This is a genomic window from Bacillus sp. EB106-02-03-XG38 (genome assembly GCF_058792175.1).
The window spans coordinates 197892-224799 of the sequence record NZ_JBYTED010000001.1 but is presented as its reverse complement, the minus strand read 5'-3'; the positions used below and the strand labels follow the sequence as shown (position 1 = coordinate 224799).

30 protein-coding genes and 1 pseudogene are annotated in these 26908 nt (G+C 34.0%); 8 read left to right on the top strand and 23 right to left on the bottom strand.

Going from position 1 to position 26908, the window contains the following annotated elements:
• Positions 1–67: 67 nt before the first annotated feature.
• Both AC3WTI_RS01050 and AC3WTI_RS01045 read right to left on the bottom strand, forming a co-directional pair.
• Entirely contained in the window at positions 68–523 is a 456-nt protein-coding gene (locus tag AC3WTI_RS01050) for a DUF3939 domain-containing protein (RefSeq protein WP_087959574.1), read from the bottom strand.
• Between the two features lie 107 nt (positions 524–630).
• Positions 631–1074, bottom strand: a complete 444-nt coding sequence (locus tag AC3WTI_RS01045; RefSeq protein ID WP_000105199.1) for a Dps family protein — start codon at positions 1072–1074, stop codon at positions 631–633.
• Between the two features lie 241 nt (positions 1075–1315).
• Between AC3WTI_RS01045 and AC3WTI_RS01040 the strand changes: the two genes are divergently transcribed.
• Positions 1316–2356, top strand: coding sequence for a YkvI family membrane protein (locus AC3WTI_RS01040; RefSeq protein WP_087959573.1), 1041 nt, complete (start codon positions 1316–1318; stop codon positions 2354–2356).
• Between the two features lie 37 nt (positions 2357–2393).
• On the opposite strand, the gene AC3WTI_RS01035 is transcribed toward AC3WTI_RS01040, so the two are convergent.
• The 5 genes from AC3WTI_RS01035 to AC3WTI_RS01015 all read right to left on the bottom strand — a co-directional run bounded on the left by AC3WTI_RS01035 (position 2394) and on the right by AC3WTI_RS01015 (position 7475).
• Entirely contained in the window at positions 2394–2762 is a 369-nt protein-coding gene (locus AC3WTI_RS01035) for a DUF3979 family protein (RefSeq protein WP_087959572.1), read from the bottom strand.
• 297 nt (positions 2763–3059) lie between these two features.
• Positions 3060–3365, bottom strand: coding sequence for a hypothetical protein (locus tag AC3WTI_RS01030; protein WP_087959570.1), 306 nt, complete (start codon positions 3363–3365; stop codon positions 3060–3062).
• 160 nt (positions 3366–3525) lie between these two features.
• Positions 3526–5508 (bottom strand): HAMP domain-containing methyl-accepting chemotaxis protein, encoded by a 1983-nt coding sequence (locus tag AC3WTI_RS01025; protein ID WP_097841870.1) that lies wholly within the window; start codon positions 5506–5508, stop codon positions 3526–3528.
• A 207-nt stretch (positions 5509–5715) separates the two neighbouring features.
• Entirely contained in the window at positions 5716–6765 is a 1050-nt protein-coding gene (gene rsgA / locus AC3WTI_RS01020; RefSeq protein ID WP_097841869.1) for a ribosome small subunit-dependent GTPase A, read from the bottom strand.
• Between the two features lie 182 nt (positions 6766–6947).
• Positions 6948–7475 (bottom strand): DinB family protein, encoded by a 528-nt coding sequence (locus AC3WTI_RS01015; RefSeq protein ID WP_097841868.1) that lies wholly within the window; start codon positions 7473–7475, stop codon positions 6948–6950.
• A gap of 196 nt (positions 7476–7671) precedes the next feature.
• Between AC3WTI_RS01015 and AC3WTI_RS01010 the strand changes: the two genes are divergently transcribed.
• Both AC3WTI_RS01010 and AC3WTI_RS01005 read left to right on the top strand, forming a co-directional pair.
• Complete coding sequence (locus AC3WTI_RS01010; protein WP_087959566.1) at positions 7672–8019, top strand: DUF4257 domain-containing protein; 348 nt, start codon at positions 7672–7674, stop codon at positions 8017–8019.
• 84 nt (positions 8020–8103) lie between these two features.
• Positions 8104–8328 carry a hypothetical protein gene (locus AC3WTI_RS01005; RefSeq protein ID WP_142286529.1) on the top strand — a complete coding sequence of 75 codons (225 nt, stop codon included), beginning with the start codon at positions 8104–8106 and terminating at the stop codon, positions 8326–8328.
• A 41-nt stretch (positions 8329–8369) separates the two neighbouring features.
• Here the strand turns inward: AC3WTI_RS01005 and AC3WTI_RS01000 are convergent.
• Together AC3WTI_RS01000 and AC3WTI_RS00995 are read right to left on the bottom strand one after the other, a co-directional pair.
• Positions 8370–8574 (bottom strand): annotated as a pseudogene (locus AC3WTI_RS01000) (hypothetical protein).
• A 22-nt stretch (positions 8575–8596) separates the two neighbouring features.
• Entirely contained in the window at positions 8597–9532 is a 936-nt protein-coding gene (locus tag AC3WTI_RS00995) for an aldo/keto reductase (protein ID WP_087959564.1), read from the bottom strand.
• Between the two features lie 109 nt (positions 9533–9641).
• Between AC3WTI_RS00995 and AC3WTI_RS00990 the strand changes: the two genes are divergently transcribed.
• Positions 9642–9950, top strand: coding sequence for an ArsR/SmtB family transcription factor (locus AC3WTI_RS00990; RefSeq protein WP_097841867.1), 309 nt, complete (start codon positions 9642–9644; stop codon positions 9948–9950).
• Positions 9951–10054: 104 nt separating this feature from the next.
• Here AC3WTI_RS00990 and galT read toward each other — a convergent pair whose 3' ends face one another.
• The 4 genes from galT to AC3WTI_RS00970 form a co-directional block, all read right to left on the bottom strand.
• On the bottom strand, positions 10055–11545 hold the full coding sequence (galT, locus tag AC3WTI_RS00985; protein ID WP_097841866.1) for a UDP-glucose--hexose-1-phosphate uridylyltransferase: 1491 nt from the start codon (positions 11543–11545) through the stop codon (positions 10055–10057).
• Between the two features lie 211 nt (positions 11546–11756).
• Complete coding sequence (locus AC3WTI_RS00980) at positions 11757–12707, bottom strand: serine protease (protein ID WP_087959562.1); 951 nt, start codon at positions 12705–12707, stop codon at positions 11757–11759.
• Between the two features lie 308 nt (positions 12708–13015).
• On the bottom strand, positions 13016–13303 hold the full coding sequence (locus AC3WTI_RS00975) for an AbrB/MazE/SpoVT family DNA-binding domain-containing protein (protein ID WP_000648329.1): 288 nt from the start codon (positions 13301–13303) through the stop codon (positions 13016–13018).
• Between the two features lie 115 nt (positions 13304–13418).
• Positions 13419–15299, bottom strand: coding sequence for an FtsX-like permease family protein (locus AC3WTI_RS00970; protein ID WP_097841865.1), 1881 nt, complete (start codon positions 15297–15299; stop codon positions 13419–13421).
• 270 nt (positions 15300–15569) lie between these two features.
• On the opposite strand from AC3WTI_RS00970, the gene nadE reads away from it, so the two are divergent.
• Complete coding sequence (gene nadE, locus AC3WTI_RS00965) at positions 15570–16388, top strand: NAD(+) synthase (RefSeq protein ID WP_087959560.1); 819 nt, start codon at positions 15570–15572, stop codon at positions 16386–16388.
• A gap of 41 nt (positions 16389–16429) precedes the next feature.
• Here nadE and AC3WTI_RS00960 read toward each other — a convergent pair whose 3' ends face one another.
• From AC3WTI_RS00960 to AC3WTI_RS00945, 4 genes are all read right to left on the bottom strand, one after another.
• A complete protein-coding gene (locus tag AC3WTI_RS00960) occupies positions 16430–16891 on the bottom strand; it encodes an NUDIX hydrolase (protein WP_087959559.1) in 462 nt (153 codons plus the stop codon).
• A 30-nt stretch (positions 16892–16921) separates the two neighbouring features.
• On the bottom strand, positions 16922–17059 hold the full coding sequence (locus AC3WTI_RS00955) for a DUF4083 family protein (RefSeq protein ID WP_253621714.1): 138 nt from the start codon (positions 17057–17059) through the stop codon (positions 16922–16924).
• Between the two features lie 164 nt (positions 17060–17223).
• A complete protein-coding gene (locus tag AC3WTI_RS00950; protein ID WP_097841864.1) occupies positions 17224–18384 on the bottom strand; it encodes a transglutaminase domain-containing protein in 1161 nt (386 codons plus the stop codon).
• A 146-nt stretch (positions 18385–18530) separates the two neighbouring features.
• Positions 18531–19283, bottom strand: a complete 753-nt coding sequence (locus AC3WTI_RS00945; protein WP_087959556.1) for a YwqG family protein — start codon at positions 19281–19283, stop codon at positions 18531–18533.
• A 224-nt stretch (positions 19284–19507) separates the two neighbouring features.
• Between AC3WTI_RS00945 and AC3WTI_RS00940 the strand changes: the two genes are divergently transcribed.
• On the top strand, positions 19508–19651 hold the full coding sequence (locus AC3WTI_RS00940) for a YjcZ family sporulation protein (protein WP_000540420.1): 144 nt from the start codon (positions 19508–19510) through the stop codon (positions 19649–19651).
• A gap of 87 nt (positions 19652–19738) precedes the next feature.
• Positions 19739–20704: a patatin-like phospholipase family protein gene (locus AC3WTI_RS00935; protein WP_087959555.1), complete on the top strand. Its 966-nt coding sequence runs from the start codon at positions 19739–19741 to the stop codon at positions 20702–20704.
• A 107-nt stretch (positions 20705–20811) separates the two neighbouring features.
• Here the strand turns inward: AC3WTI_RS00935 and AC3WTI_RS00930 are convergent, their stop codons facing one another.
• Positions 20812–20979: a DUF3933 family protein gene (locus tag AC3WTI_RS00930; protein WP_087959554.1), complete on the bottom strand. Its 168-nt coding sequence runs from the start codon at positions 20977–20979 to the stop codon at positions 20812–20814.
• 12 nt (positions 20980–20991) lie between these two features.
• On the bottom strand, positions 20992–22434 hold the full coding sequence (locus AC3WTI_RS00925) for an aminotransferase-like domain-containing protein (RefSeq protein ID WP_097841863.1): 1443 nt from the start codon (positions 22432–22434) through the stop codon (positions 20992–20994).
• A gap of 118 nt (positions 22435–22552) precedes the next feature.
• On the opposite strand from AC3WTI_RS00925, the gene AC3WTI_RS00920 reads away from it, so the two are divergent.
• Entirely contained in the window at positions 22553–23167 is a 615-nt protein-coding gene (locus AC3WTI_RS00920; RefSeq protein ID WP_087959552.1) for a LysE/ArgO family amino acid transporter, read from the top strand.
• 53 nt (positions 23168–23220) lie between these two features.
• Here AC3WTI_RS00920 and bcbE read toward each other — a convergent pair whose 3' ends face one another.
• The 4 genes from bcbE to asbE all read right to left on the bottom strand — a co-directional run bounded on the left by bcbE (position 23221) and on the right by asbE (position 26889).
• Positions 23221–24456, bottom strand: coding sequence for a bacillibactin exporter BcbE (gene bcbE / locus AC3WTI_RS00915; protein ID WP_142305923.1), 1236 nt, complete (start codon positions 24454–24456; stop codon positions 23221–23223).
• Between the two features lie 236 nt (positions 24457–24692).
• Entirely contained in the window at positions 24693–24899 is a 207-nt protein-coding gene (locus AC3WTI_RS00910) for an alpha/beta-type small acid-soluble spore protein (protein WP_000113545.1), read from the bottom strand.
• 126 nt (positions 24900–25025) lie between these two features.
• On the bottom strand, positions 25026–25868 hold the full coding sequence (locus AC3WTI_RS00905; RefSeq protein WP_087959550.1) for a sugar phosphate isomerase/epimerase family protein: 843 nt from the start codon (positions 25866–25868) through the stop codon (positions 25026–25028).
• Positions 25869–25893: 25 nt separating this feature from the next.
• Positions 25894–26889 (bottom strand): petrobactin biosynthesis protein AsbE, encoded by a 996-nt coding sequence (gene asbE, locus AC3WTI_RS00900; protein WP_142286530.1) that lies wholly within the window; start codon positions 26887–26889, stop codon positions 25894–25896.
• Positions 26890–26908: the final 19 nt, after the last annotated feature.

Here is a 26908-nt window from a genome sequence, read left to right as displayed (position 1 = left end):
ACTGAAAAATCAATATTTTAGCAAACAAAAAAAGACAACAATATATTTATTGTTGTTTTCTACACATCTATCCACTTTTTTGTTTTTTTCTGTCTGGTTTACTTGAAACTAAATAATGTTTTTCTGAAATATATAAGTCTCTTTTTAATATACGATTTAAATAAGGTCCTAATTTCATCCCGCATATAAGACGCTCTTCACTACCTTCAACAATCGGAAACATTTCTTTTTCTGTTACGTACTGATCTACTGCTTTTTGTACGATATCAATTTCTTTAACTAGGTTTAGATTTTCTTCTGTATGTTCAAATACCTCAAGCGTTTCCTTCGTAATAAGAAAACTATTTGTTGGAAATGCAAGTAAATATGGCTTTAACAAATCATAATTTACTGTATAATCATCATTTACTAATACTGTATAAACAATATTAGCATTCTTTTCTAGAAACTTAGCCATCGCTTGTTCTAATTCATCTTTCGTAATTTCACGCTCTTCTTTTTCAGTTCTGAAAAAGCGAAACATCGCATCGCCTCCTTTTTTACTATATTATAGCATAAAAGAAAACTGAAAAATTACAAAAAAAGCCATTGAACAAATTTTTCAATGACTTTTTCTTAATAAACTTTCATTTATTTTAAGAACGCACTTAACATCCATACGTGTTGTTCTAATGTAGTATGAATTGCTAATAACATGTCCGCTGATGTTTCATCGCCAGCTTCGCCAGCAACTTCCATGCCTTCTTTTAATTCTTGAATAAGTGCAGAGTAATCATTCACTAATGTTTGCACCATTTCTTCTGCTGATTCCTTGCTTGTCCCTTCACTCACACTAGATGTTGCAAGATATTCTTTCATTGTCGCTAAAGGCTTACCTTCCAACGCTAAAATACGTTCTGCTAATTCATCGATATACGTTCCAGCTTCATTATAAAACTCTTCAAATTTCTCATGTAATGTAAAGAAGTGTGGTCCTGTCACATACCAGTGATAATTATGTAGTTTCACATATAACACATTCCAGTTTGCTACCTGCTTGTTTAATACTTCAACAACATTTGTTTTCGTACTCATACAATCCACTCCTCTTATCATTTCATAATGTTTATCTTTTAATAACCTAGTTACATGTTACCATACATTTCCTATCATTTCGAACGATTGGCTTATATGTAACAAAGTTTTAACACCTTTAATACTTCCCTAATACCTTTTAATTCATGTATGTTTTCCAACACTTCATACGTCTAATTGTCCAAGCTCATACATATGCATAATAGTAAATCAAGCTCATCGTAGTAGAAAGAGGGATAACATGGACAATCAACAATGGCAAGTAGCAAAGAAAGTTGCTGCTACTTATATTGGAACAGTCGTTGGAGCTGGATTTGCTACTGGACGAGAAATAGTTGAATTTTTTACAGTGAACGGATTTTATGGAACAATTGGCATATGTGTAAGTGGATTTTTTTTTATTTGGCTTGGCACAAAAATGATGTTACTTTCATCACAAATCGGTGCATTTTCAGCGCAAGAATTTAACAAATATTTATTTGGAGATGTATTTGGAAATGTTGTAAATACACTATTATTACTCGTATTATTTGGTGTAACGAGCGTTATGTTATCAGGAGCTGGAGCGGTATTTGAAGAGCAACTTCGTTTACCAAGACAACTCGGCATTTTCATTACAGTGATTGCTTGTCTCATTATAGGTAGTCGGGGATTACAAGGTGTTTTTGAAGTAAATACACTTGTCGTACCTATTATGATGATTTTTATTATCGGACTTGCTATTACAACTTTTTTTCACGGTACAACTCCTATTAGTAATACTATTCCAGCAGAGAGCTGGAATATGAAATGGATCACTAGTCCTATTACATATGTCGCCTTAAATCTTTCTCTCGCCCAAAGCGTTCTCGTCCCTTTAGCCAGTGAAGTAAAAGATCGCAAGGCCATTTTATGGGGCGGTATTTTAGGTGGGGCAGGACTTTCTTTAATTTTATTATGTAGCCATTTAGCTATCTTATCAGTCGATCAATTTTATCAATATAACATCCCAATGGCTGAAGTCATAAGAAAGTTCAATGCAACTTTTCACTTTTTCTTTGTTCTTATCATTTTCGGTGAAGTGTTCACAACATTAGTTGGCAATGTATTTGGAATGACAAAACAAATGCAATCCATCACCGGGTGGAAAAGTAACAATATTATTTTCTTCATTTTACTAATAAGTTATTGCTTTAGTTACGTTGGCTACAGTGAGTTACTTCACATTCTATATCCTATAATCGGGTGGGTCAGCATCATTTTACTTCCAATTATCGCTTTCAAACAACTTCAAAAAACATAAAAGAAGCATCCATGTTTATTGGATGCTTCTTTTATGTTTATTCACAATCATCACATACTTCCCAGTACGGTCCCATTTCGAGTGCTAAATATGGCTTTAGTTGCAAGCGAATCATCCGACTAGGCATACGTTCTAAAACGAATTGAATTCCTTCTTCCTCTTCATCTAATTCAACCTTTGAAATCACAATTCTTTGCATAGTAGAAATGGGTATCCCATCTTTATATAAAGTGATTTTCACCTCATCATATTCATTAAAATACAATTCAACACTCATTTGATTTTTTAACAGTTCATCAACAATTTCATATTTATCATTTCGTTCCTGGATTATATATTTCCAGCCACCACTACCTTCTTCTTTCGGAGCTGCTTGAAATATTGTCATCAAATCCTCGTATAGCATAAGATAACCCCTCTCTTACTAAAAAACGATGGGTATTATATATACCCTTTATCTCTATCACTATCCATATGTATTGTACCATATATCACCGTCCTTACCGTATTCATTTGCTTCATAACTACATATAAAACACCTAGATTCTCTTCATTATTATATGGATTGTCTCTTACTTCATTTTTTAATATGCTTCTAAACTTTTGAAAGCATGTCAAACTTAATGAAATGCATTCTTTGCCCATCTTCCACTTATTATTTACTTGCAACAACAAAAAAGAAGAGTGACTTATATCACTCTCCTTAAAAGAATTTCCCAGTAGCTGCTAACGCTAATACTAGTATTAAAATTGTAAATAATAATGATACAATGAAACTAAAAATAGGTAATGCTTTCTTTTCATCCTTCTTAAAGAGTAACTTTAAACTAAGAAAGATGTTTACTGGTACAAATATAAAATAAAAATATTTAACAATTTGCACCGAACTATTCGAAAGTGTTTTTAAAATAAACACTTCAATTAGAAAAACAATAAAAAATGAAATACTTAACCAAAATGAGACATAACTAAGCCAAGAATTTCTCTTGGTACCCCAATAAACTCCCATACTAATCTCCTTTATTTGTATTCTACATCATTATAATTATACACAAAGTTAACAAATACCTCTATTTTTCGACAAACATTATACAAAATATGCATTTACATAATAAAAACAGACTACACCAAAATAGCATACTGCTACTTTGGTGATAGTCTGTCCTCTGTTACACTTTAAATCTTTCAATTAACCCTTGTAATTCTTCAGCCATTTGAGATAACGTACCTGCCGCAGAACTAATCTCCTCAATGGACGCTAGTTGTTCTTCTGCTGATGCTGCAACGTTTTGAGTACTCGTCGCATTATTCTGTGCTGTCATTGCAATTTGCCCTACTGAAATAGACACTTCATTTGCACCTTTTGACATCCCATTAGCCGTTTCAACCATTGTTTTAATTTGATCTGCAATTTCATTTGTAGATTGTAAAATCTCAGTAAAGTTTTGCTTCGTTTCATTCGCAATAACAAGTCCAGATTGAACTTCTTCATTTACATGCCCCATAGATTTTACCGTCTTACTCATGTCATCTTGTATTTCACATATTAATTTACTAATTTCACTAGAAGATACGCTAGACTTCTCGGCCAATTTACGTACTTCATCTGCAACGATTGCAAATCCTCTTCCATGCTCTCCTGCTCTTGCAGCTTCAATTGCCGCATTTAAAGCTAGAAGATTTGTTTGATCTGCAATATTTTGAATTACTTCTAGTATGTCACCAATTTGTTTTGATTTATTATTTAATAACTGTATAACTTCATCTGATTGTGAAACAGATTCTGCAATAGACTGCATTTGATTTACTGTTTTTCCTACCAGTTTCTCGCCATTTTCTGCTTTTTCACGAGTATGAGCAGAAGCCATATTAATTGATGATGAACTATTTGCAACATGCTGAATTCCTTCTGTTACATCAAATAGTAACATTGCACCATTTTCTACACTTGTCGTTTGCGTTGTTGCCCCGCTCGATATTTCATCCATTGCCATTGTAATTTGCTCAGTCGCTTCACCTGCTTGTCTTACACTTGCCGTTAGCTCTTCTGATGCTGCTGCAACATGTCCAGCCGAAGTATTAATTCTTCCGATTAACGTTCGCAATGCATCTGTCATCTCATTAAATCCTTTTGCAAGTTGGCCAATTTCATCATTAGAATGGATATCGATTGTTTGCGTTAAATCTCCCTCACTTATTTCTTTAGAAGTAGCAACTAATCTTTTTAATGGCTTCGTTATAGAAAGTGTTACAAAATAAATAAGTGCCCCGCCTATAACTAATGAAATGAACATAACAATTAACATATTATAAAATACAGGCTGCGCAGCTTCAATTACTTCATTTGAGTACATCGTCCCACCGATTTTCCAACCTGTTTTTACATTTGTAGCAAATACCATTTTCTTTTCGCTACCGTCATACGTATAGGAAAAAGAGCCATGATTATCTTCATAAATTTTCTTCGCCCAAGAATCCGCTGCTTTTTCTCCTGATTTTTCTTGAGGATGTGCAATTATTTTTTGTTTCCCATCTAAAATAAAAGCATATCCTTTTTTACCAATATTAATTAACTTTGTTGTTTTTAATAAATTATCTAAACTTAAATCTACCGCTACAACACCGTTTTTATCTTCTGCTTGTTTTGCAATCGTTACGACAATATGTCCATTTCCTTGTGCCTTATACGGCTCAGTAATTACGATACCACCTTGTTTTGCCACTGCATCTTTATACCAAGAACGTTCTGTTGGATCATAGTTTGCTGCCATTTGTATATTTGGTTCTTGCACAAATTTCTTATCATTCCCAGCAACATATACTTGCTCAACATCTTTATTCAAATTGATATATTGAGATAACATTCTTCTTAATTCATCTTGATTATCCCCTTGATACATATTACCTTGAATCACCCGTGCAAAATTATTCACATCATTAAATTTTGCATCAATCATTTGATTGATTAAATTATCTAATATTTTTATATTGTCGTGAGCACTGCTCGTAATTTGTGATTCAAAATTCTTTTTAGCCGTTTGATAAGACATGCCTCCAATAATAGATACAGCCGCAATTAAAATGACAAAAAATGACATTAGTAGTTTTTTTGCTACTTTCATATCACGAAACCAATTTAATATTCTACCCATTACAAACCTCCTGCTTTTCAATTTCAAAAGTTAAATCTAGTTAATTACAAATATTTCCCATTCCCGAATTATTATTTTCATAACCTATTATGATGAATACTTTGTAAAGTTTAAACAATTAATTTCTCTTTGTCCATATATACGAATAATATTATTATAAAATTTACAAATGCAAAAAAAAGCCAAAGGGAACCACCCTTTGGCTTTTTACATTTTTTTATGCTGTTTAGAAATCTTTTTCCACTTATCACGCTCTGCTCTTGCAAGAACAGCATCTTGTTTTCTCATAAAATATGCCAGTTCTCTTTGTAGTTTTTTATAGCTTTGCAAACGATTTATCGTAATAGTTCCGTTATCAATTGCATAATGCACTGCGCAACCTGGCTCATTTTCATGCTTACAGTCCCTAAAACGGCACGTTTTTGCTAATTCTTCAATATCAGAAAATGTTGTTTGAATTGCATCGCTACCTTCCCAAAGTTGCAGTTCCCTCATACCCGGCGTATCAATAACTAAACTACCACTCGGTAATCGGAACAATTCACGATGAGTTGTCGTATGCCTTCCTTTACTATCTTCCTCACGAATATCTCCCGTTTTTGCTACTTCAATTCCTATAAGTGCATTTAGCAAAGTCGATTTTCCAACCCCGGATGATCCGACTAGAGCAATTGTTTTCCCAGCAGAAACAAATTGCTGCAACGAGTCAATGCCAGTATGTTCTAAACTATCAACGATGAAGATCGGAACACCAATTGCCACGGCTTCCGTTTCTACAATTTTCTGTTCCACATCTTCACATAAGCTACTCTTCGTTAAAACAATAACAGGCATTGCACCGCTTTCATACGCTAATAGTAAATAACGTTCCATTCTTCTTACGTTAAAATCATGATTAAGTGCATTCACTAAAAATAAATAATCCACATTTGCTGCTATTACTTGTTCTTCCGTTCGAGTACCAGCCTCTTGTCTAGAAAAAGAACTTCTTCTCGGAAAAATACGATGAATAATTGCTTTCTTTTCATTCTCTATTTTCTTTATATACACCCAATCACCAACCGCTGGATAATCTCCCTTCGTTACTGCTTCATGTCGAAACTTTCCAGACAGCTCTGCCATATATTCACCATCATTGCAAATAATTCGATATATATGCTTATGCTCAAGTAAAATACGTCCTACTTCAAAGTTCTCTACAGCTTGTTCCCCAAAAAAAGAATCCCAGCCGAATGATTCTAAAATATTTTGATTCAAATTGATATCCTCCCTAGTTTAAGCTAAGCGGAAGGATCGTGCGCTAACTTATACAGTCTCGCCCTTTCCATCCACCTTTGTATTTGGTTTATTATTCATATAAGTTATTTTCGCCATAACACATCACCCCGTTCTCATTTTAATTACTCTCATTATATGGAATATTTATTTAAAAAGCTACTTTATTTAATGTAATTTTCAAATAATTTATGTTTCATCATTCTAATTTGCCCACGGTGATTAATCTCATCTTCTAACACATGAAACCACAGATAGTGCTGGTTATACGCTACATCGTTAGGCCACTTTCTTTCTGGCATGAGCCATTCATCATCTTGTTCACTCAAATACTTCAGAGATTCTTCTCGAACACTTTGTAAAAGTTGTACATAATACTGTATGTCATGACCACGGATTGTTCTCCCCGCTTCCCCTAAATACAGTGCGTCTTCCCATATTTCTAATTCTTCTTTTGTAAAGTCGCGCTCTTGAAATGAAATAAGTTGATGAGCTTTTTCTATAGCTGCTATATGTTTTAATAACGCTCCGATGGAATTTCCTCCACTCGGCATAATTAATTCTAATTGCTCAACTGATAGATCTTTTATTTCCTGTAATGTTACAGCCCTCGTATGCTCCAGCATGCTTACTAATTCCCCTATATTTTTTGTATAACCATCCACACTTCTTATTCGATAATCTATATTCATCTCACGCACCCCTTTCTACATTCATATTAAGGAATAACCGCTTCATATAATAGACTGAAATATATCAGATTTTTCTGTTATAATTAAATTGAATACATAATAAACCCAAACAAACTTTCTCAATATGCTTCTATGAAATATTAAAAGGAATCAATATAAAATAATCGAATCTTATTCACTAAAAGGAGTGGATTCGATGGAAATGTATCAATGGATAACTGCTGTTCTCGTTGGTGGCATTACCGGTTTCGTTTCCCATCTAATCAATAACCAAGGTAAGTTATTGCTTCCACGCCGTTTGAAAACTTTTTTTCACTTTGGGTTTTTAACTGATATTTTCACTGGTAGTTTAGCTGCACTTCTTGGACTCGTTTTATTCGATGTCACCTTAATAAAAGAAATTATTAAAGTATCCATTGTGACTGCTATTTCCGGTCAGACTTTCTTACTGCACCAAGCGCTTGGTGGTGAGCAGGCTAAAAATACACAAATTGGGAAAGCTGATGAGAAGATTCAAGAAATTGACAAATTATTACGACGTTAGTCTATACTTTCTTTAAAAATTATTGCTATAATAAACAATAAATATTTTCTATTGCGTCGTTTGTCAGAAGAAAGGGTGTTTCGTATGACAAAAAAGAAAATAGAAGATTTCTTAACAAACACTGAAAAAGAGGAACTGCTAGAAAACTATAAATGTTTACGAGAAGCCCGCACAAAAAGCGAAGCTAACTATTTTGGTGAAGCAGTCAACCATCTATTAAATAAAGCAAAGCAACGAATTATTAAAGATGCAGGCATACACGATGAAAATGCAGCAACTGTTCAATCAAAGAAAAAAGCACTGTTTTAGTTCAATTAGCTAAAACAGTGCTTTTTATTACGGTATTTTTTTCACATCTTTTTCACATCTTTTTCACAAATATAAGTAGTCCTATATGCTAAGCTAAGTATATCCTTTTCCAAGGAACTATATGCCGATATATAAATCCCTATTTTTATAGGGATTTTTTATTTTTGGATTCCTCATAACTTTGTTACAATACCTTTATACTATTTGTCTACTTTCTTTAATCTTTGCACTCAAAAATCCCTTCATGTATTTCTCCCCCTCTTCTCAACTAAGCTTCTAAAATAGTTTCGATCTCTTTCATAATCTTTTCATTCAATGAAACTTCCACCGCTCTTACACTTTCTCTTATTTGCTCCGCTCGTTTCCCACCAGGAATAACAGTATCAATTCCTTTTTTGTTTAATAGCCACGCTAAAGCTAAATGCGGTACTTCAAGATTCATTTCTTTAGCTAAGTCTTTTAAATTCTCAACTTTTTGAAAATTGCTCTTATATGTATTTTCTTCAAATAGATTTACACTTTGACGCCAATCTCCTTCGTTCAATTTAAAATATTCTGTATATTTTCCGCCTAATATCCCAAATGCAAGAGGCCCGTATGGAATAAATGAAATACCTGATTCTATACAGTACGGCAAAAGTTCTTCCCCAGCAGCACGATCCAACATATTATACGGTGATTGTACAACATCTATCTGTCCGTGCTGATTCGCTTCTTTTAATTGCTCTACGTTTACGTTAGATATTCCAATTGAACGAATTTTCCCTTCTTCTTTTAGACGAGCAAGCTCTCCAATTGAATCTATGTAACTTGTTTCTGGATTTGTAAAATGCAAATAATATAAATCAATATAATCAGTTTGTACTCTTCTTAAGCTATTTTCCACAGCATTTCTTAAATAGCTTCGTTCATTATTAATATAAACCTCTCCATTTAATAACGGCTGTATTCCACCTTTTGTAGCAAGTACAACTTCATGGCGTTTTCCTTTCAATACATCCCCTATCAATTCCTCTGATCTACCGAAACCGTATGAATCTGCTGTATCAAAAAATGTAATCCCTTGCTGGATAGCTTCTTCTATTAATCGTTTTCCTTCTTCCTCATTCACATCAGCATATAAATTATGCCCCCCTACAGCGTTTGTTCCTAACCCCAACTTCGAAATATGTAGTCCTGCCTTTTGTAATTTTGTATACTTCATTTTTTCTCCCCCCTATATTTCTATTGTTCGAATATATTCAAAAAATAGAAATATACCACTTTATATGTTATAGTGCAAACTATATGAACTTATACAAGCAGGTGAAAAAATGCGTACTCTCTATCATCCAAACCGAGAAGAAATTCAATTCTCTTCTGTCTTATACGCACTTAGCGATCAAATTCGTTTACAAATTGTAACTATGCTATTAGAGAAAAACGAACAATCTTGTGGTGCGTTAAACATTCCCATTGCGAAATCAACTTTATCTCACCATTTCAAGGTTTTACGTGAATCCGGTGTTATGTATACACGCCTTGAAGGAACACAGCGCTTCATTTCAATTCGTAAAGATGACTTACATGCTAGATTCCCCGGTTTATTAGATGTCATAATACATGCGACAGAACCATACTAAAAACAACATCTCATATTCATATGAGATGTTGTTTTTAGTTTTTAATACTGTGAAGCTTTATTCATTGAGGATTTTGTTCTTCACCATAACTACCAAGTCCCTTCCTAATTTAAGGTCTGAATAAAACGTTTAAACGCCGATATCCCTTCGTCATCTCTTTTAAAAACACCAGCATCTTCAAGCGCCTGTATAAATTTCTGTCCTAATTCTTCTTTTACAATCTCCTGTACATTTTGTTCATGTATCCGATTGTCATATTTGATTTTTAATTGTTCTGCCCATCGTATATGAGGCGTTGGAATATCATTTGGAATGTTAAGTAAGAGTTTTTCCACTTCCTGAAGTTCTGTTTTTAAACGCGCAGGTAGTACAGCTAACCCCATTACTTCTATTAGACCGATATTTTCTTTTTTAATATGTTGTATTTCCGCATGAGGGTGAAAAATACCTAATGGATGTTCGTTACTTGTACGATTGTTCCGTAAAACAAGATCCAATTCGTACATACTATTCCGGTAACGGGCAATCGGAGTTATCGTATTATGTGGAACATCATTCGTAAATGCAAATATATTAACGAACGGATCACTATATCTCTTCCACCTATCTAATATGTACTCCCCTGCATTTACTATTTGTTCTATGTCGTTACTTCTTAAGCGAATAACTGACATTGGCCATTTAATAATAGAACATTGCATTTCTGGAAAGTTAGTTAGTTTAAACATTAGGTCGTTTGATGCATTTGCCATAGCAAATTCATAATTTCCACCTTGATAATGGTCATGTGTTAGAATAGATCCTCCTACAATAGGCAAATCTGCATTAGAACCAAGGAAATAATGCGGGAATTTTTCTACAAATTTTAACAAACGTAAAAATGTTTGACGGTCAATTTTCATATCGCGGTGTTCTGAGGACAATACAATACAGTGTTCATTGAAGTATATATATGGAGAATACTGTAGAAGCCAACTTTCATCTGTAAGATTCATCCGAATCATACGATGATTCGAGCGTGCTGGATGTCCACTTCTACCTCTATATCCTTCATTCTCAATACAAAGTAAACATTTTGGATAATTAGTACTTTCCAATATTTTTTCTCTAGCAATTTGTTTCGGGTCTTTTTCTGGTTTTGATAAGTTAATCGTTATATCAATGGCACCATATTCCGTATTTACTTTATAATTTATATTTTTGGCAATTTGCTTCATTTGAATATAGTTGCTGTTTTTACTTAATTCATAGAAGTAATTTGTTGCAGCCTTCGAATTTTGTTCGTATTTTTCATAAAATAGAGAATTGATAACGGACGGTTTGGACATAAAAACATCCATAATTGCACTTGCTAAAATCTCCCTCTCGTCCATTACTGACTCAATGACTTTATGCATACAAGCATATTCAATTAACTCTTCCAATAACTCCGAAATTGCTTTCTTTTCAGGTGCAGGCGCTGACGCTTCCAATACAAAGTCCTCTAAACGAAGTAAAGAAAGAATTTTATTCCTTGTATATATTTCATCTTCTTGTTCAATTAATTGAATTTCAATAGCTCGATCAATTAACTGCTGGATAGCTTGATATATCATCAGTATATACCTCCTCTAACCTTATAGTTGTTTATGTTGTTGCGATGCCAGTTCTATGTGCCTTTTATCATTTTATGAACAGACGTATGGGATAACCACCATACTAATATACGTTGCATGAAAAAAAATTAAATACTAGATTCCACGGTATATGGGACAGAACCATACTAAAAAACATCTCCTATGAATAGGAGATGTTTTTTAGTATTTTCTATTCTTTTAATAAATCTATTAATCCATTCCCTTCAGATGTACGTTCATATCCTAAAGGTACAGTTCTTTTAATAAGTTGTGCATATATTTCTGGCTCTGATAATTTTCTACCATATTCCCTCTCACACTGCTTAATAAGCAATGCGAGTGCTCCAGCGACATGGGGTGTCGCCATAGAAGTTCCACTTAATACCGCATATTTCCCTTCAAGATACGTAGATAAAATTTCATCACCTGGCGCAACTAAGTCAATTTCTTGATTCGAATTACTAAAACATGCGATTTTTCGTTCTAAATTGACAGCACCGACTTCAATTACTTCCGAGTAAGCACCTGGGTAATCTAGTTCCTCCGTATTATCATCACAATCTCCATTATTCCCAGCAGCACATACGACGAGAACATCTTGCTTTACCGCGTTTTGAATTGCTTCATGTAATTCTGGAACGTCTTGCGGGCCACCAAGTGACATTGATATAACTCTAACTCTTTCTTTATTAGGCCCTCTCCAATTTACAGCATAATGAATCGCCTCAATAATTTGCTCATAACTTCCAGAACCATCTCCCGCTAAAACCTTTAACACTAACATTTTAGCAAGCGGTGCGACTCCTAAAACCCCAACACCATTTTCTGTCGCTGCAATTGTCCCCGCTACATGAGTACCGTGCCCATTATTATCAAGATAAATATTCGGATCCCCTTCGTAATCTTTCGTGAAATTTCTTCCGCCGATAATGCGATCCTTTAAATCTATATGATTCATATCACACCCTGTATCTAATACGGCAACGACAATATCTTTTCCTTTCGCACTCTTCTCCCATACTTGCGGAGCATGAATGAGTTGTACACCTGGTGGAATTTCATTTACTTGTTCAACCACCTTTTCGACTGTAAAAGGAATCAATTGTATACCTTTTTGTTTATTCGCTGTACTACTATTCATCGTAATCCCTCCTGAAAATAAATTATTTTCATTTCAGACCACTTTTGAAAATGCTTACATGTAACATTCGTTTTATTCGTTTCGTATTCCTCCCTTAAAAATATTTCTCAATATAGCTTACTAATTTTATCCCGCATTAACAGGCAGTAAGACCCCCACTGATTAAAGTTTCACTTTATACTACTCTTTTATTTATCTCGTAATTTTTAGACACGAAAAATTACGAGATAAATAAAAGGACCAATTTAATGGTCCTTTTATCATTTTTATAGAATGATATGAAATTTTAAAAATAAAATAAGTTAAGATTAAGCCTCACTCTTATTTAAAAACTTCTCTATTTCTTTTATTAAATGTTTCGCTCCATCTATACTAACAGTAATGTTTCCATTTGCTAATGATATGTTTTGATTTGAAACATCACCTGTTATTTGACAAGCATTGTAAGGTTGATATTTTTGTAAAATGACTTTGTCTTCTTCTACGAAAATTTCAAGCGGTGATTTGATTTGTATTCCCAATACATCACGTAATTCTTTAGGAATAACAATTCGTCCTAATTCGTCTACTTTTCGAATAACTCCTGTTGCTTTCATATTACTCCCCCCTTACTTTCTATTATTTTTTCCACCTCGCTCTTTCCATTTTATCACTTTTTGGTAATACTTGTATCTTTTTAGAAAATTTTGTACTCAAGTTAAAAAAACACAGTTAACGAATACGTAATCGCTCTTTCAATTGTTTTAAATAACGAGATCGTATCAGCAAGAAATATACAACTTGAATTCCTACGAAAATACTTAATACAATCGTATTTTCTTTAAATAGTGAGTACTCAAACATCTGTCCCAGTGCAGTTAATGCTACTGCTCCATGTAATGTTGCAACGCCTATTGGAACGAAGAATAAAAGTGCCAATCGAATTGTAACCACTTTCGATAATTCTCCGCTCGTTAAACCTACTTTTCGAATCATTTCAAATAAACGAGTATCATCCTCCAAATCAGAAAACAAACGGAAGTAAAGGAAGCTTCCCGCACATACGAAAAATACGATACCAATAAAGAAACCTACAAATAGAATCGGTCCTGCGATTTGTAAACTTTGATTTTGTTCATACTCTTCTGCACTAAACATTGCATGTTCTTCATAAGTCTTCATTTGATGAGTAAGCTCTTTACCAACTTCAATTTCATCTTTCGTTCCTTCTGTTTTGTATACATAATCTTTTTCCTCTTTAAAGCCATCTTGTAATGCATCATATTGATTATTAGAGATTACATAGACGTTACCTCGTAGTATTTTACTTAACGAAGAAGTATTAATTTTTTTCACTTTTAAAGATTCATTCAAATGTGGTAAAGTAATTTCTTTTTTTTCTTTCATTGGTGGTCCTGGTATATCGACTGCTAAAAATAAAACTTCTTTATTTGCTACAGTTTGAAATGGTTCGCCTGTTAACTTCGCATATTTCTCATAATCTGATTCTTTTATGAAAATGGCACTTCTTAACGATTGTTCCTCTGCCCTTTTCGTTGAAATAGTAGCTTTAGAAGCTGCTATTTTATGTTTCTTTAATCCTTCGTCAATCATCTTCAAATGCTGTGATTCATTACTATTTTCTTGCTTAGAATGATACTGAAACGCAATAGGTCTCTCCATAATCCCTTTCGTCATTGACGTGAAACCGACTAATGTACCTATTGCTGAAAATGCTACAGTTGAAATAATAGTTACAATAAAGAACATTCTTGCGTTATCTCTCATACGGTAAGCTAAATCTGACAACGTAATAATATTTGTCTGTGTCCAATAGAAACGTTTACTTTTTTTACATAGTCTAATAATAAAAACACTCAACTGCTTGTACAGCAAATACGTACCAATAATGACTACCGTTGTAACAGGAATCATCATGACAAATACCATTGCACCGTGCGAGAGAAGTGCTCCTGCATATCCCGCACTAAGCAATATAACCGCTAATATAGAAGAAATAATAGATGCTTTTGGTTCCGGCTTCGCTTCTGCGGATCCTCTAAACAATTTCATAATTTTATTTTTTCGAATCATTCCTGCACTAAATAATGAAATAACCATAAATAATACGAAAAACATAATACTCGTTACAACAATGGCTTTCATTGGAATGTAATAAGCTAAAGTAAAATCTAATTTTAATATCATCGGAGCTACAAATAGTAATATTCCGGAAAGTATCATTCCAGCAAGTATTCCAAATATAATGGCCCCTATCCCAATCATAATATTTTCAAAGAAGATAAGACGCTTTAATTGATATTTCGTCATACCTAACATCATTAAAATTCCTAATTCACGCTTTCTCGTTTTTAAAAACATTCCCATCGAATATAAAATAAAGAAAAACGTAAATAAGTAAATAATGGACTGCGCAAAAGACATACTTACGAATACGTACTGTCCCAATTCTCCAGCACTTAATGCGGGATGAAACGCAAAAAATGAATACACAAAAAAGGCCATAATAGCAAATGCACTACTTAAAAAATATGCTGAGTATGTTCGTCTATTTCGCGTTACATTCCTGTATGCGAGTTCTCTAATGTTCATATTACTTCTCCGCCCTTCTGCTAACTATGTTCTCATATTAGTAAAATGCGGAAATAGCTTCCATCGATTCAAATGACAAAAACCTTACATTATTGAAAGGTTTCAAAAAAATTGCTTAAATGAAACAGTTTCATTATAATGACTACATTCATATTCATACACGCATCCTATTGTATATTCGTTAGTTTTGCGAAATAATAAAGGATAGAAGTATGTACCAATATACATATAAACTTATTTACCGCTTTAATATGAATAGGAGGAAACATAATGACATTACAAGAACAGATTATGAAAGCATTACATGTTCAGCCTGTAATTGATCCAAAAGCAGAAATCCGTAAACGTGTTGATTTCTTAAAAGATTATGTAAAAAAAACAGGTGCGAAAGGATTTGTACTTGGAATTAGTGGCGGACAAGACTCTACATTAGCTGGACGTTTAGCTCAGCTTGCAGTGGAGGAAATTCGTAATGAAGGTGGTAACGCAACGTTTATCGCCGTGCGCCTTCCTTATAAAGTGCAAAAAGACGAAGATGATGCACAATTAGCATTACAATTTATTCAAGCTGATCAATCTGTTGCATTTGATATCGCTTCAACAGTTGATGCTTTCTCAAATCAATACGAAAACTTATTAGGTGAATCATTAACAGATTTCAATAAAGGGAACGTGAAAGCGCGTATCCGTATGGTTACACAGTACGCAATCGGTGGTCAACAAGGATTACTGGTAATTGGAACTGATCACGCGGCAGAAGCTGTTACAGGATTCTTTACAAAATTCGGAGATGGTGGTGCAGACCTTTTACCATTAACGGGATTAACGAAACGCCAAGGACGCACTCTATTACAAGAATTAGGTGCGGACGAGCGCCTTTACTTAAAAATGCCAACCGCTGATTTATTAGATGAAAAACCAGGTCAAGCTGATGAAACAGAGTTAGGTATTACGTACGATCAACTTGATGACTATTTAGAAGGTAAGGCTGTTCCGGCTGACGTAGCAGAAAAAATTGAAAAACGTTACACAGTGAGCGAACATAAAAGACAAGTTCCAGCATCAATGTTTGATGATTGGTGGAAATAAAACATAAAAAAGAAGCTAATCTCATTAGCTTCTTTTTTATGTTAACGATACACCCCTACTCTTTTCTCTAGTAAGTCCTGCAAACAATCCTCATGTTGTTGATTAAACAATGGTGGCATTTTATTTAGCGGGAAAAACTTCAAATCTAACGTTTCATCACCATCTATTTTTTTCTCTCCTCCGGTAATTGAAAATGAAAAGAATATTAAAATTGACTGGGCTCTGTCTCCATTTGGATAGGCTTGAAAATACTTTGTATACACCCCGATAAGCTCATTTATTTCTACATCATAACCTGTTTCTTCTTTTATTTCTCGAATCGCGGTTTCAGCGGCAGATTCTCCAATTTCCATTGCACCGCCAGGAAATCCCCAAGCGTTAAAATCACCCCTTTTTTGCAGCAATACTTCTCCATGTTCATTCAACACACAACCACCCGCAAAGTTTATGAGAACACAGTCGTGCCCTACTTTTTCACGTAATTCTTTTATATAATTAGCCATCTTCTTCCCCTTTTCATACGTCTTCTACCATTATTTCTTATCTTTTTCAAGCAATTCAATAATTCGATCTAGCTTCTTATTCATATTCATTTCATGCTGTTTTTTTGCAGCGCTATTTTGCAATAATCTTCTAAGGAATAAAGTAAATGATAGGAAAAACAAAACGATAAGTCAGATTACTAAACAAGTATATATCAATGTAAAAATATTACTTCCGAACAAATTCAATCAGATTCCACATCCTTCCTTTTTTATATTTTATCACACAATTCTGTTTTTTGAAGTGATACATAATAAAAAGAGCACCTTTTACAGATGCTCTTTTTCATTACTTAATACGTAAATGTAATTGTCGCTAATGAATAATCTGCCATCGCACTATAAGGTGCTACTTCATAAGATACACGCTTTGCACCTTTTGGCCAATTTATTTCATTTAATACTTTCTTTATATCTTGCATTGTTCCATCCATGGATTGCTTATATCGTACTTCTACCTTCTCTGGCTTAGAAGCGAATTGTTGCTGTAATTTTTTCTTAAATTCACTGTAATTCTCTGCCCCATATTGTGCAGATAAATATTTTAAATTTGTTACTTTTAACATTTGTTCATACGCAGCAGTCTTTGAACTACCCGATTTTATTTTGTTTGTTAATTCATTAAAGTAACTTGTAGTTGCCGCTGGATATTTACTGCGATCCCAGTCGTGATCTTTTCTTAATTGCTCATCAGACATATTAAAATATGAATATGTTACGCGTCCAGCTTTATCGGGTACCGGATCATCGAATGTAGTATCAAGATGATACCATTTGTTTTCAATGTTCACTAAATTCCATGCGTGAGCTTGTCCATTTCCTGTACCTGTTACAATATGGTTTTGGATACCCGCTTCTTTTAGCAATTCATATGTTAATAACGTATATCCTTGGCAAACGGCAGAACGATTTGCTAATGCTTCATATGCTGTATACGCTTTATAGGACGTATCATACGATACATGCTTTACAACGTAATCATGAATAGCTTTTACTTTCTCATGCTCATCCATTCCAGGTTTTACAATTGAACCGATAATTGCTTTTGCCTGAGATTTTACATATTGTGTTTGCTCTTTTGATTCACGATATTTCACTTGCAGTGTAAACGTATAGTTTCCTGGTAGCCCTTTAATAGAATATTTAGTAGAGGCTACATTATATTTTACATACTCATCTGCATCTACAATTTTATTAAACTCGCCATACAATTGATCTATAACATTTCTAGCATTTCTATCTTTCGTTTTATATATGATTGTAATATTTTCTTCTCGATTATCAACCTGTTTTTTTAATTCTTTTCTGAAATCATTTAAAAGCTTTGTATCTGATTGTGTTGTCGCTACAGTCGAATTCGTAGCTGCATATGATACTGATGACGCGTGTAAGCCTCCCATTACTATAGTTGAACAAAGCAGGGTAGCCGTCACATACTTACTTGTCTTTCCCATCTTGTCACTCCTTACATTCTATAACTATACGAAAAAAGTATCGTATAGTTTCAGAGTATACAATACTTTTTCGTATAGGTCATATGAGATTATGCATATTTAACATTGTAAAAAGGTTGCTCTTTTTACAAGAACAACCGTCTTCCTTAACAAGTTTGTAATACACAACATGCATTTTCAAAACGTCGATTTTTCAAGTCTTCATTTCCAATACAGAAATAAAGCATCCCCAAATCTCCCCACATCATATTACAATTTTTAGTATCTGAATCAATTTGGAATAAAAGCGTCATTTGTTGCGGTTCTATTTCCATATATTGTCCAGTCTCATACAATACCTCATCTTGTACAGAGAATGGCTCACCAAACATTTGATGGTTATCGTAGTTGTCTGGAATTAACTCTTCAAGCAATTGTAAGAATCGATCTGAATCCGCCTCATCTTCAATGAAAAGCTCTGGCAATTTATATGTCAATTCAAAAGTAGTGGCACACTGGTTATAATTCGTTTGCAATTCATCTACTCTTCGTAATTGCTCTACAGGAACATTATAATAAAGCACACGCCCCGCTTCAGTTGGGTTCACATCTTCTTCAAAGTAATTTTCAATACTAAAGAAATATAACATCCCCGTCTTAGGAAAATCATGATCCATACCAATATTTTGTAAATCATTTAAATTAAATTGAGCGATAAACTGTAACGGATTTCCTTTGTGCATTGGGTATTCAAATGAATCTGGTAAATCAGGAACTCCTCCCATTTTCGAACTACCTATCGCAACAGTTTCCTCCTGCTTTGGCACAACTTTCACACAAGGAAATACAGTATTTATAAGTTCCTCTTTTAAATGTGTCAGCCCATATTTATCAATTAATACTTCAATTTGTTTATTCATACATTCTCCTTACATTTACATACTTATTTGTATCATCGCACAAAGATTATACTCCATTCTTTGTAAAAACAACAAGCCTTCAAAAAAACGGGCTCTTCCACCATACGCGAACAAGTTTAAAAAAGCATAGTATACATTGTTCCTACAAACACGATAGTTCATTATTTCTTCCAGTACATTTTCCCCTCGTTCATTTTTATTTTTAATTTAAGGAGGAATTCCACATGGGTTACGGATATAGTTGCTGTGGTTACGGATACGGTGGCGGCGGCGGTTGTGGTTATGGAGGATTCGCTTTATTAATCGTTTTATTTATCCTTCTAATCATCATCGGAGCTAGCTGTTGGGGCGGCTTTGTAGGCTGCTAGTAAATTTAAAAACTATTGTAAAAAAGCACGTACAATACGTGCTTTTTTGCCATTTTCAAATCTTTTATACGAAAGGAAGTATGATCGATGAAGATTGATGGTGTTTTTGAAGGAGGCGGTGTACGCGGAATTGCGCATGTAGGGGCAATTTGCGCGTTAGCTGAAAAAGGCTATGAATGGGAACGTGTAGCTGGAACATCAGCTGGTTCCATTATCGCTGCGCTTCTAGCAGCAGGATATTCTTGCTCAGAGTTAAAAACAATTATAACTGACATTGATTATAATCGTTTTACGAAGAAAACCTTTATTGACAGAATCCCATTTATCGGAAAAGGATTAAGCGCATGGAATACTCTTGGTATTTACTCTAATGTTTTTATAGAAGAATGGATTGAAGAATTACTTCGAAAAAAAGGAGTTCACTTGTTTACAGATTTACCTGATTTAAATAAGCTTAAAATTATCGCCTCTGATATAAGTAATGGTAAGATGGTTATCTTTCCTGATGACTTACCAAACTATGGATTTTTAAATTATCGTTTCTCTATTGCTAAAGCTGTAAGAATGAGTAGTACAATTCCCTTCTTCTTTGAACCTGTAAAATGGAGAACCCCTAAATGGAAGCAACCCTGTTATATGGTTGATGGAGGAATTTTAAGCAATTATCCAATTTGGATTTTCGACTCACCTACCTCTCCTCGCTGGCCGACTTTTGGGTTTCATTTCGTAAAAGATGAGATTCAAGCTGACCCAGCCCACTACAACGAGCCTATCTCCATGTTCAAAGGACTTTTTAAAACAATGATGCAAGCCCATGATTTACGTCATTTAGACAAGGAATCAAAAGCAAGAACAATTACAATTCCAACAGGATCCATTACTAGTACAAACTTCGACTTAACAAAGGAAGAAAAAGAGTGGCTATACAATTCTGGTTATAATGCCGCAAATAAGTTTTTACAATCGTGGAACTTCAGGCAATATGTTGATGACTATAGAAACGGAAATCAGGATCGAAAAACAAATCGGTATTTCCGTCAACTTGACTCATAATACTATTATTTTTCATACGAAAACACGTAACGCTTTCAAAAAAAATAAGCCTAGTAATAATATATTACTAGGCTTATTTACTTCCTACATAAATTATTATGCGTCTCTTACGGATACGTTAACCCTTGCGCTTCTTCCGCAGTAATAACGGTATATCGATTTCCCGTTCGTAATCCTAACAACTCTGCTTTTTCAATTGCTTCCTGCTTCGTCTCTGCATATGCAGCTAAATATTTTTCTCCATTGATAATTTGGCAAATTACAAATTGTTTCATTATTTTCTCCTCTTACTTTTTCATTAATTGTGCAAGTTTTTTTATACCTATTTCAATTTCTTCTAACGTTGCGTATGAATAGGATAGACGCAAAAATTGATTTGCACTTCTATCATACAAAGTACCTGGATTTAATAAAATCTTTTCTTTCAAAGCTTTGTCAAATAAGCTACGGTTTGAAACGGATACATTCATATGTAACCAAATATAAAAACCACCTACTGGTTCATACCAAGTTGCTATATCACAACAATATTTCTCAAGCATTTGTAACATAAAATCTCTACGTTCTTTCAACTGAGTTCTTACAAACTGTAAATGTTCATCATACAATCCATTTGTAAACCATTCCGCTGCAATTTGCTGGGATATTGAACTCGAGCCATAATCCGTTTGCATTTTTATATCTGCCAATCTTTGAATGACTGGCTCTGATCCAACAATCCATCCGATTCTTAATCCTGGACTAATGACTTTAGACATACTCCCAATATGTAGTACAATTCCGTTTTTATCATATGCTTTTAAAGGCTTTGAAATAGGCTCATCAAACCATAAGTCTTGATATACCGCGTCCTCTATAATAGGCAATCCAATTTCATTACATATTTCCATCACTTCTATCCGTTTCTTCGCATTCATACTAAAGTTTGTCGGATTATGAAAAGACGGGATTGTATATAAAATAGATGCATTAAATTGCTTCTTATATTTTGGAATGTATGATGCATGTAAACCGCTCTCATCCATCGGTATACCAATTAATCGCATTCCAGCTGATTGAAAAACATTAAGAGAATATAAATAAGATGGTTTTTCTAATAAAATAGATGCCCCTTTTGGTAGAAGCCCCATAGAAATAAGTTGCAACGCTTGAATTGCTCCTGAAACAATTAATATAGAATCAGGCGTTACATATACACCATGTCCTTTTAAATAGTCCGCAATTTTCTGCCTTAAATAAAAATTCCCTTTCGGCTCTTCATATCCAAGTATCATGTTCGACTTTAAAAGCTTATTCATAATATCTTTCATCTTTTTTTCAGGTAAAAGACTTGGCGCGAGTTCACCTGTTCCTAAACGAATTACATGCGGATAAAATTCAGCTTGATTTATTTCTTGAATAGCAGGCAGATTTGGATAATGAAGTCCTGTTTCTACATAAGACTGCCAATTAGGCGGGGGGGCGTACGTGGAAGCATTCTCATTATTATTTACAACAATTGTTCCTTTCCTACCATTCCCTTCAATATATCCCTTTGCCATTAGTTCATCGAAAGCCATTACAATTGTACTTCGGTTTACACCAAATATATGTGCCAAATCTCTTTGCGAAGGTAATTTCGTTCCAACAGTCCATTCACCATTAACGATTTTTTCCTTAATATACGTTTCTATTTGTTTATACAGAGGAGTCGCTAAAGACATATTCGGTTTCCAAACGAATCTTTCCATCATATCACCTTATATTCTTTTTGGTTGGTAACCTCCCCAACCATATGGATGGATACAAATTTTCATTTCTTCTATACAATATACACTATCATAATAAATTTAAATAGGAGGTAATATGATGAGTGAGGCAATTATTCATGGTATCATTCTTGCATTTGGTCTTATCATTCCATTAGGCGTCCAAAATGTTTTCGTCTTTAACCAAGGTGCGAGCCAACCAAACATTTGGAGAGCAGCCCCTGTAGTATTAACTGCCTCAATATGTGATACGTTACTCATATTGATTGCGGTGCAAGGTGTTTCCCTTGTACTCCTTACTTTTTCTTGGCTAACAAACTCGTTATATATAATTGGATTTTTCTTTCTCCTATACATGGGCTTTATTATTTGGAGAAGTAACCCTTCCAACGATGTAAAGCAAGAAAAAAGTATGCCGTTAAAAAAGCAAATTCTTTTCGCCGCATCGGTTTCGTTATTAAATCCACATGCAATTTTAGATACAATCGGTGTAATTGGAACAAATTCTATTCAATACATAGGAAGTGAAAAATGGGCGTTCACACTTGCAACTATTATCGTTTCTTGGATTTGGTTTATAAGCTTAGCTTTAGCGGGGAAATTTCTAAAAAGAATGGACTCAACCGGAAAAACAATCGTGCTATTAAATAAATTTTCTGGTCTCATCATATGGGGTGTCGCGCTTTATATGTTAAAACAAGTTATTTATTCTTAAGAAACGAAAGAGAATTGCATGTTACTGAAAACATCATACAATTCTCTTTCAAATTATGCAGAAGGTTCCGGTTCCGATTTCTGTTTTACGTTCTTTGCATCTTTTGCTGGTTTAATCCAAATGATTGCTATAACAGCACCGATAACAGCGGATATACTTGTTACATAAAACACTTCATGGTCAGCACCTTTCATGAAAAAAGAATATAAAGGTGGTCCAGCTGCTACACCTATAAATCGCATGGAACTATAAAAGGACGTAACCGTTCCCCTTTGCTCCTTTTCAATTCCTTGTGTGATAAGGGCGTCTAAACATGGGAGTGCCATACCAATTCCTACTCCCATAATAACGAGACAAAGAAGTAGTAAATAGATCCCTTTTATAAATAAAGGAATGATGACTGATGCAGCTGCCATTAAAAAACCAATATAAATACACTTCTTCATAATATTTTGATTATCTCCAATTTTTTTACCGGCCATATATGAGCTAAGTGACAGTACAAGCAACGGAATCGCAAGTACACACCCTTTCCATATGCCATGAATGTCATACTTAGATTCCAATATAGTCGATAAATAAAAGAGAATTCCAAATAAAATAAGCATTATAATTGCACCTAATACAAAAATGGCAACCAACCATCTTCCCTTTTCTCGAAACGTAGAGAGAATAGATTTGATAAACTCTTTAAGTGGCGGTACTTCTCCTTCTTGTTTCTTCGCCTTTACTAGAACAAGTAATAAAACGATTGATACTACGCATAAAACTGGAATCGCCCAAAATGGTAAGAACCATACAATGGCAGCAAGAGCAGATCCTAAAATAGGGCTCAGTACTTTCCCAAATGTATTGGATGTTTCGATGATTCCTAAACCTGTACTAACTTGTTTTTCATCTTTATATAAATCACCAACACACGGTATAACAACTGGCATTGCACCAGCAGCACCAATACCTTGAATCGCTCTACCAATCAATATCCAAGTGTAAGGATTATCAACTTTCCAAGATACCCAACCAGTTATCGCTCCTCCTATAGCCGCAATGAGCAAACTCGGAACCATTACCATCTTTCGTCCCCATCTATCTGATAAATAACCAGCAATCGGTATAAGTAAAATGGCTACAATAGAGTAAATTGTAATAATCATGGATACTTGAAATGATGAAATATGTAATTTCTTTTCAATAGTTGGCAGTATTGGAATGAGCATTGAATTCCCTAACGTCATAACAAGTGGAACTGATGCAAGCGCAATTAAACAACAGTTTTCTTTTTTTAACATGTTGACTTCGGAACCTTTCATCATATATTTCTTACCATATAATAGCCCTGCTGGAACGTAATTTTTCATTCCACCAGGGCTATTACATCTTTACTACTTCCCATTTACAACAAAAGAAATTGGGGAAAATATAGTATCATTCCTATTCTTTGAATCCAGTTCGCAATATATCCATACCAATTAATTGAAAAAAAAAGAAAGGAAGAATCCTTCCTTTCTCCTATAACCTTCTACAATTAGCGAGTATATCCGCCACCAAGTTGTTGTTCTGCCATCGCTACTAGGCGTTTTGTAATTTCACCGCCTACAGAACCGTTTGCACGTGAAGAAGTGTCAGCTCCAAGTTGTACACCAAACTCTTGTGCAATTTCATATTTCATTTGATCTAAAGCTGCTTGTGCTCCATGTGATGCTAATTGATTAGAATTACGATTTCTAGCCATTACCAATCACCTCCTTATTTATATATAAATTGTGTTAAATTTTAATTTAAATGCATGGTAATTTTTGGTTATTATTTTTTTTAAAAAAAGAGTCTCTACAATGAGAGACTCTTACATCATTTTATATTAAGAAGTTACTACTTCTAATTTTCTATTTGTTAATACTTTCATTTCTTCTTTTAATATATCTTTCGTATTATGCCCAAACCATTCGAGTGAAGCGAAATGGTCAGTATCTCTCACTTCTTGAATAATCTCTTCATAATTTAAGATACCTTCAAATAGTGGGACCATACCAATACGACTTCCCGCTGCTGCATATACATTATTAGGTTCAAACACATGTAAATAATCCGCTGACGATATATTTTTAAAATGGTAATGTTGTACCCAAGGCTTTAGTTGATGGAAACTGTCTATTGGGTTTGCTCCTGACTCCCATATATGAAGAAAATCCAGGTTTATTTTCAAATTCGGATGGTCTACTTCTCCTAATAATTCCAAAGTAGAAGGCAACGTATCCGTTAACGTATTTGGATGTGTTTCTAAAAGTACATACATATTATGCTGAGCAAATACTTCACAAATGACGCGAATACGGTTCACATACTCTTTTCTTTCCTGTTCCGAGAAATCTTCGCTACCTTTTTGTCCAGCAAACGTACGAATTTTGTTCGTTTTAAACCACTTAGCTAGTATTGCAAGTTGTTCACATTTCTCTATCGTTTTTTCAAAATCTAACGATAATGATATGTCTAAGTAATCACTTATCATCGTAACTTCCAAGTTTTTATCTTTTAAACAATTTAATTCTCTTTCTGTCGTTTCATACTCTTGTATATACAAATTTTGTGCATGCGTCCCCCACAATTCAATTCCTTCAAAACCGTTTTCATATGCAAATTGAACAATATCAGTAAATGAAATTAATTGATGACGAAAAGAAATAGTACATAATGAATATTTCATAGGTTCGAACTCCCTTATCTTAAATTCAGTTAGGTTTTTTTAACGCTAAGACAGACTCGTTTGTTTTCATTTCTTTCCATAATAAAAACTGTCTCTCTAATTCAGCTTTTATTTGCAGTTCAATTGCATTCATTTCATCTAGCTTTTCAACAATTGATAATAGCATACCTTTATTATTCATCATTGACATTTTTATGGCACGATACTGTACATTTGTAAATCCTTGTACAATATCTTCTACTCGATCACACCAATAATCAAATTCTCGCTCCGAATATTGCAACGTTTCACGGAAGTATGCAAAGGCATGTTCATAACTATATTTACGAATTGCAAGTACTGGTATTTGTTTGACTGCCGCTACAAGACCAGAAAGCGGATACCCTTCTTCTTCATTTGCCATTTTTATAATTAATTTTTTCAGTTCCATAGTCAGTTCATTGTCAGTTCTTTTGAAAGTTTCTATGAAATAGCTTGCTACCATTTCTTCTGTTGGCTCTTGAATTTCCTCTATATCAATAAAATACCCTCCGCCAAACGGGTTATCTTGAACAGAGTGAAGCACTTTTTCTCTTTCCATATTCCCTTCCCAGCGAAAATCAGGATCTAGCATGAACCATTCTTCTTCTTTATCTGTCTCTGATATCATTAAATAATGTGGAAACGGTTTTTGATGGAATTTATTTTCCCTCTCAGGTAATAGAGACATATCAACCATTACAATGACATAACGATTTTCTGGCTTGTTTTCTACTAATTGTAAAAACGTTTCTACATTGCTATCCTTATCTTTTGTATGATCATACCATTCGTTCACTTTTATGCCATACAATTTTTCATACCATAATAAATAATTATCATGGTTAATATTTTCGGAGTGATACGAAATAATGCCACCTTCAGTTATATCAAAATCTCCGTCCCATAGCCCAAAATAAAAAGGACGAAAATCTATATCACTACGCCTTTTTATAATTTCACAAAAACAACTCACTAAACAGTGAACTTTAATTGAAGTCATGTTCTCATCCACTTTCCTA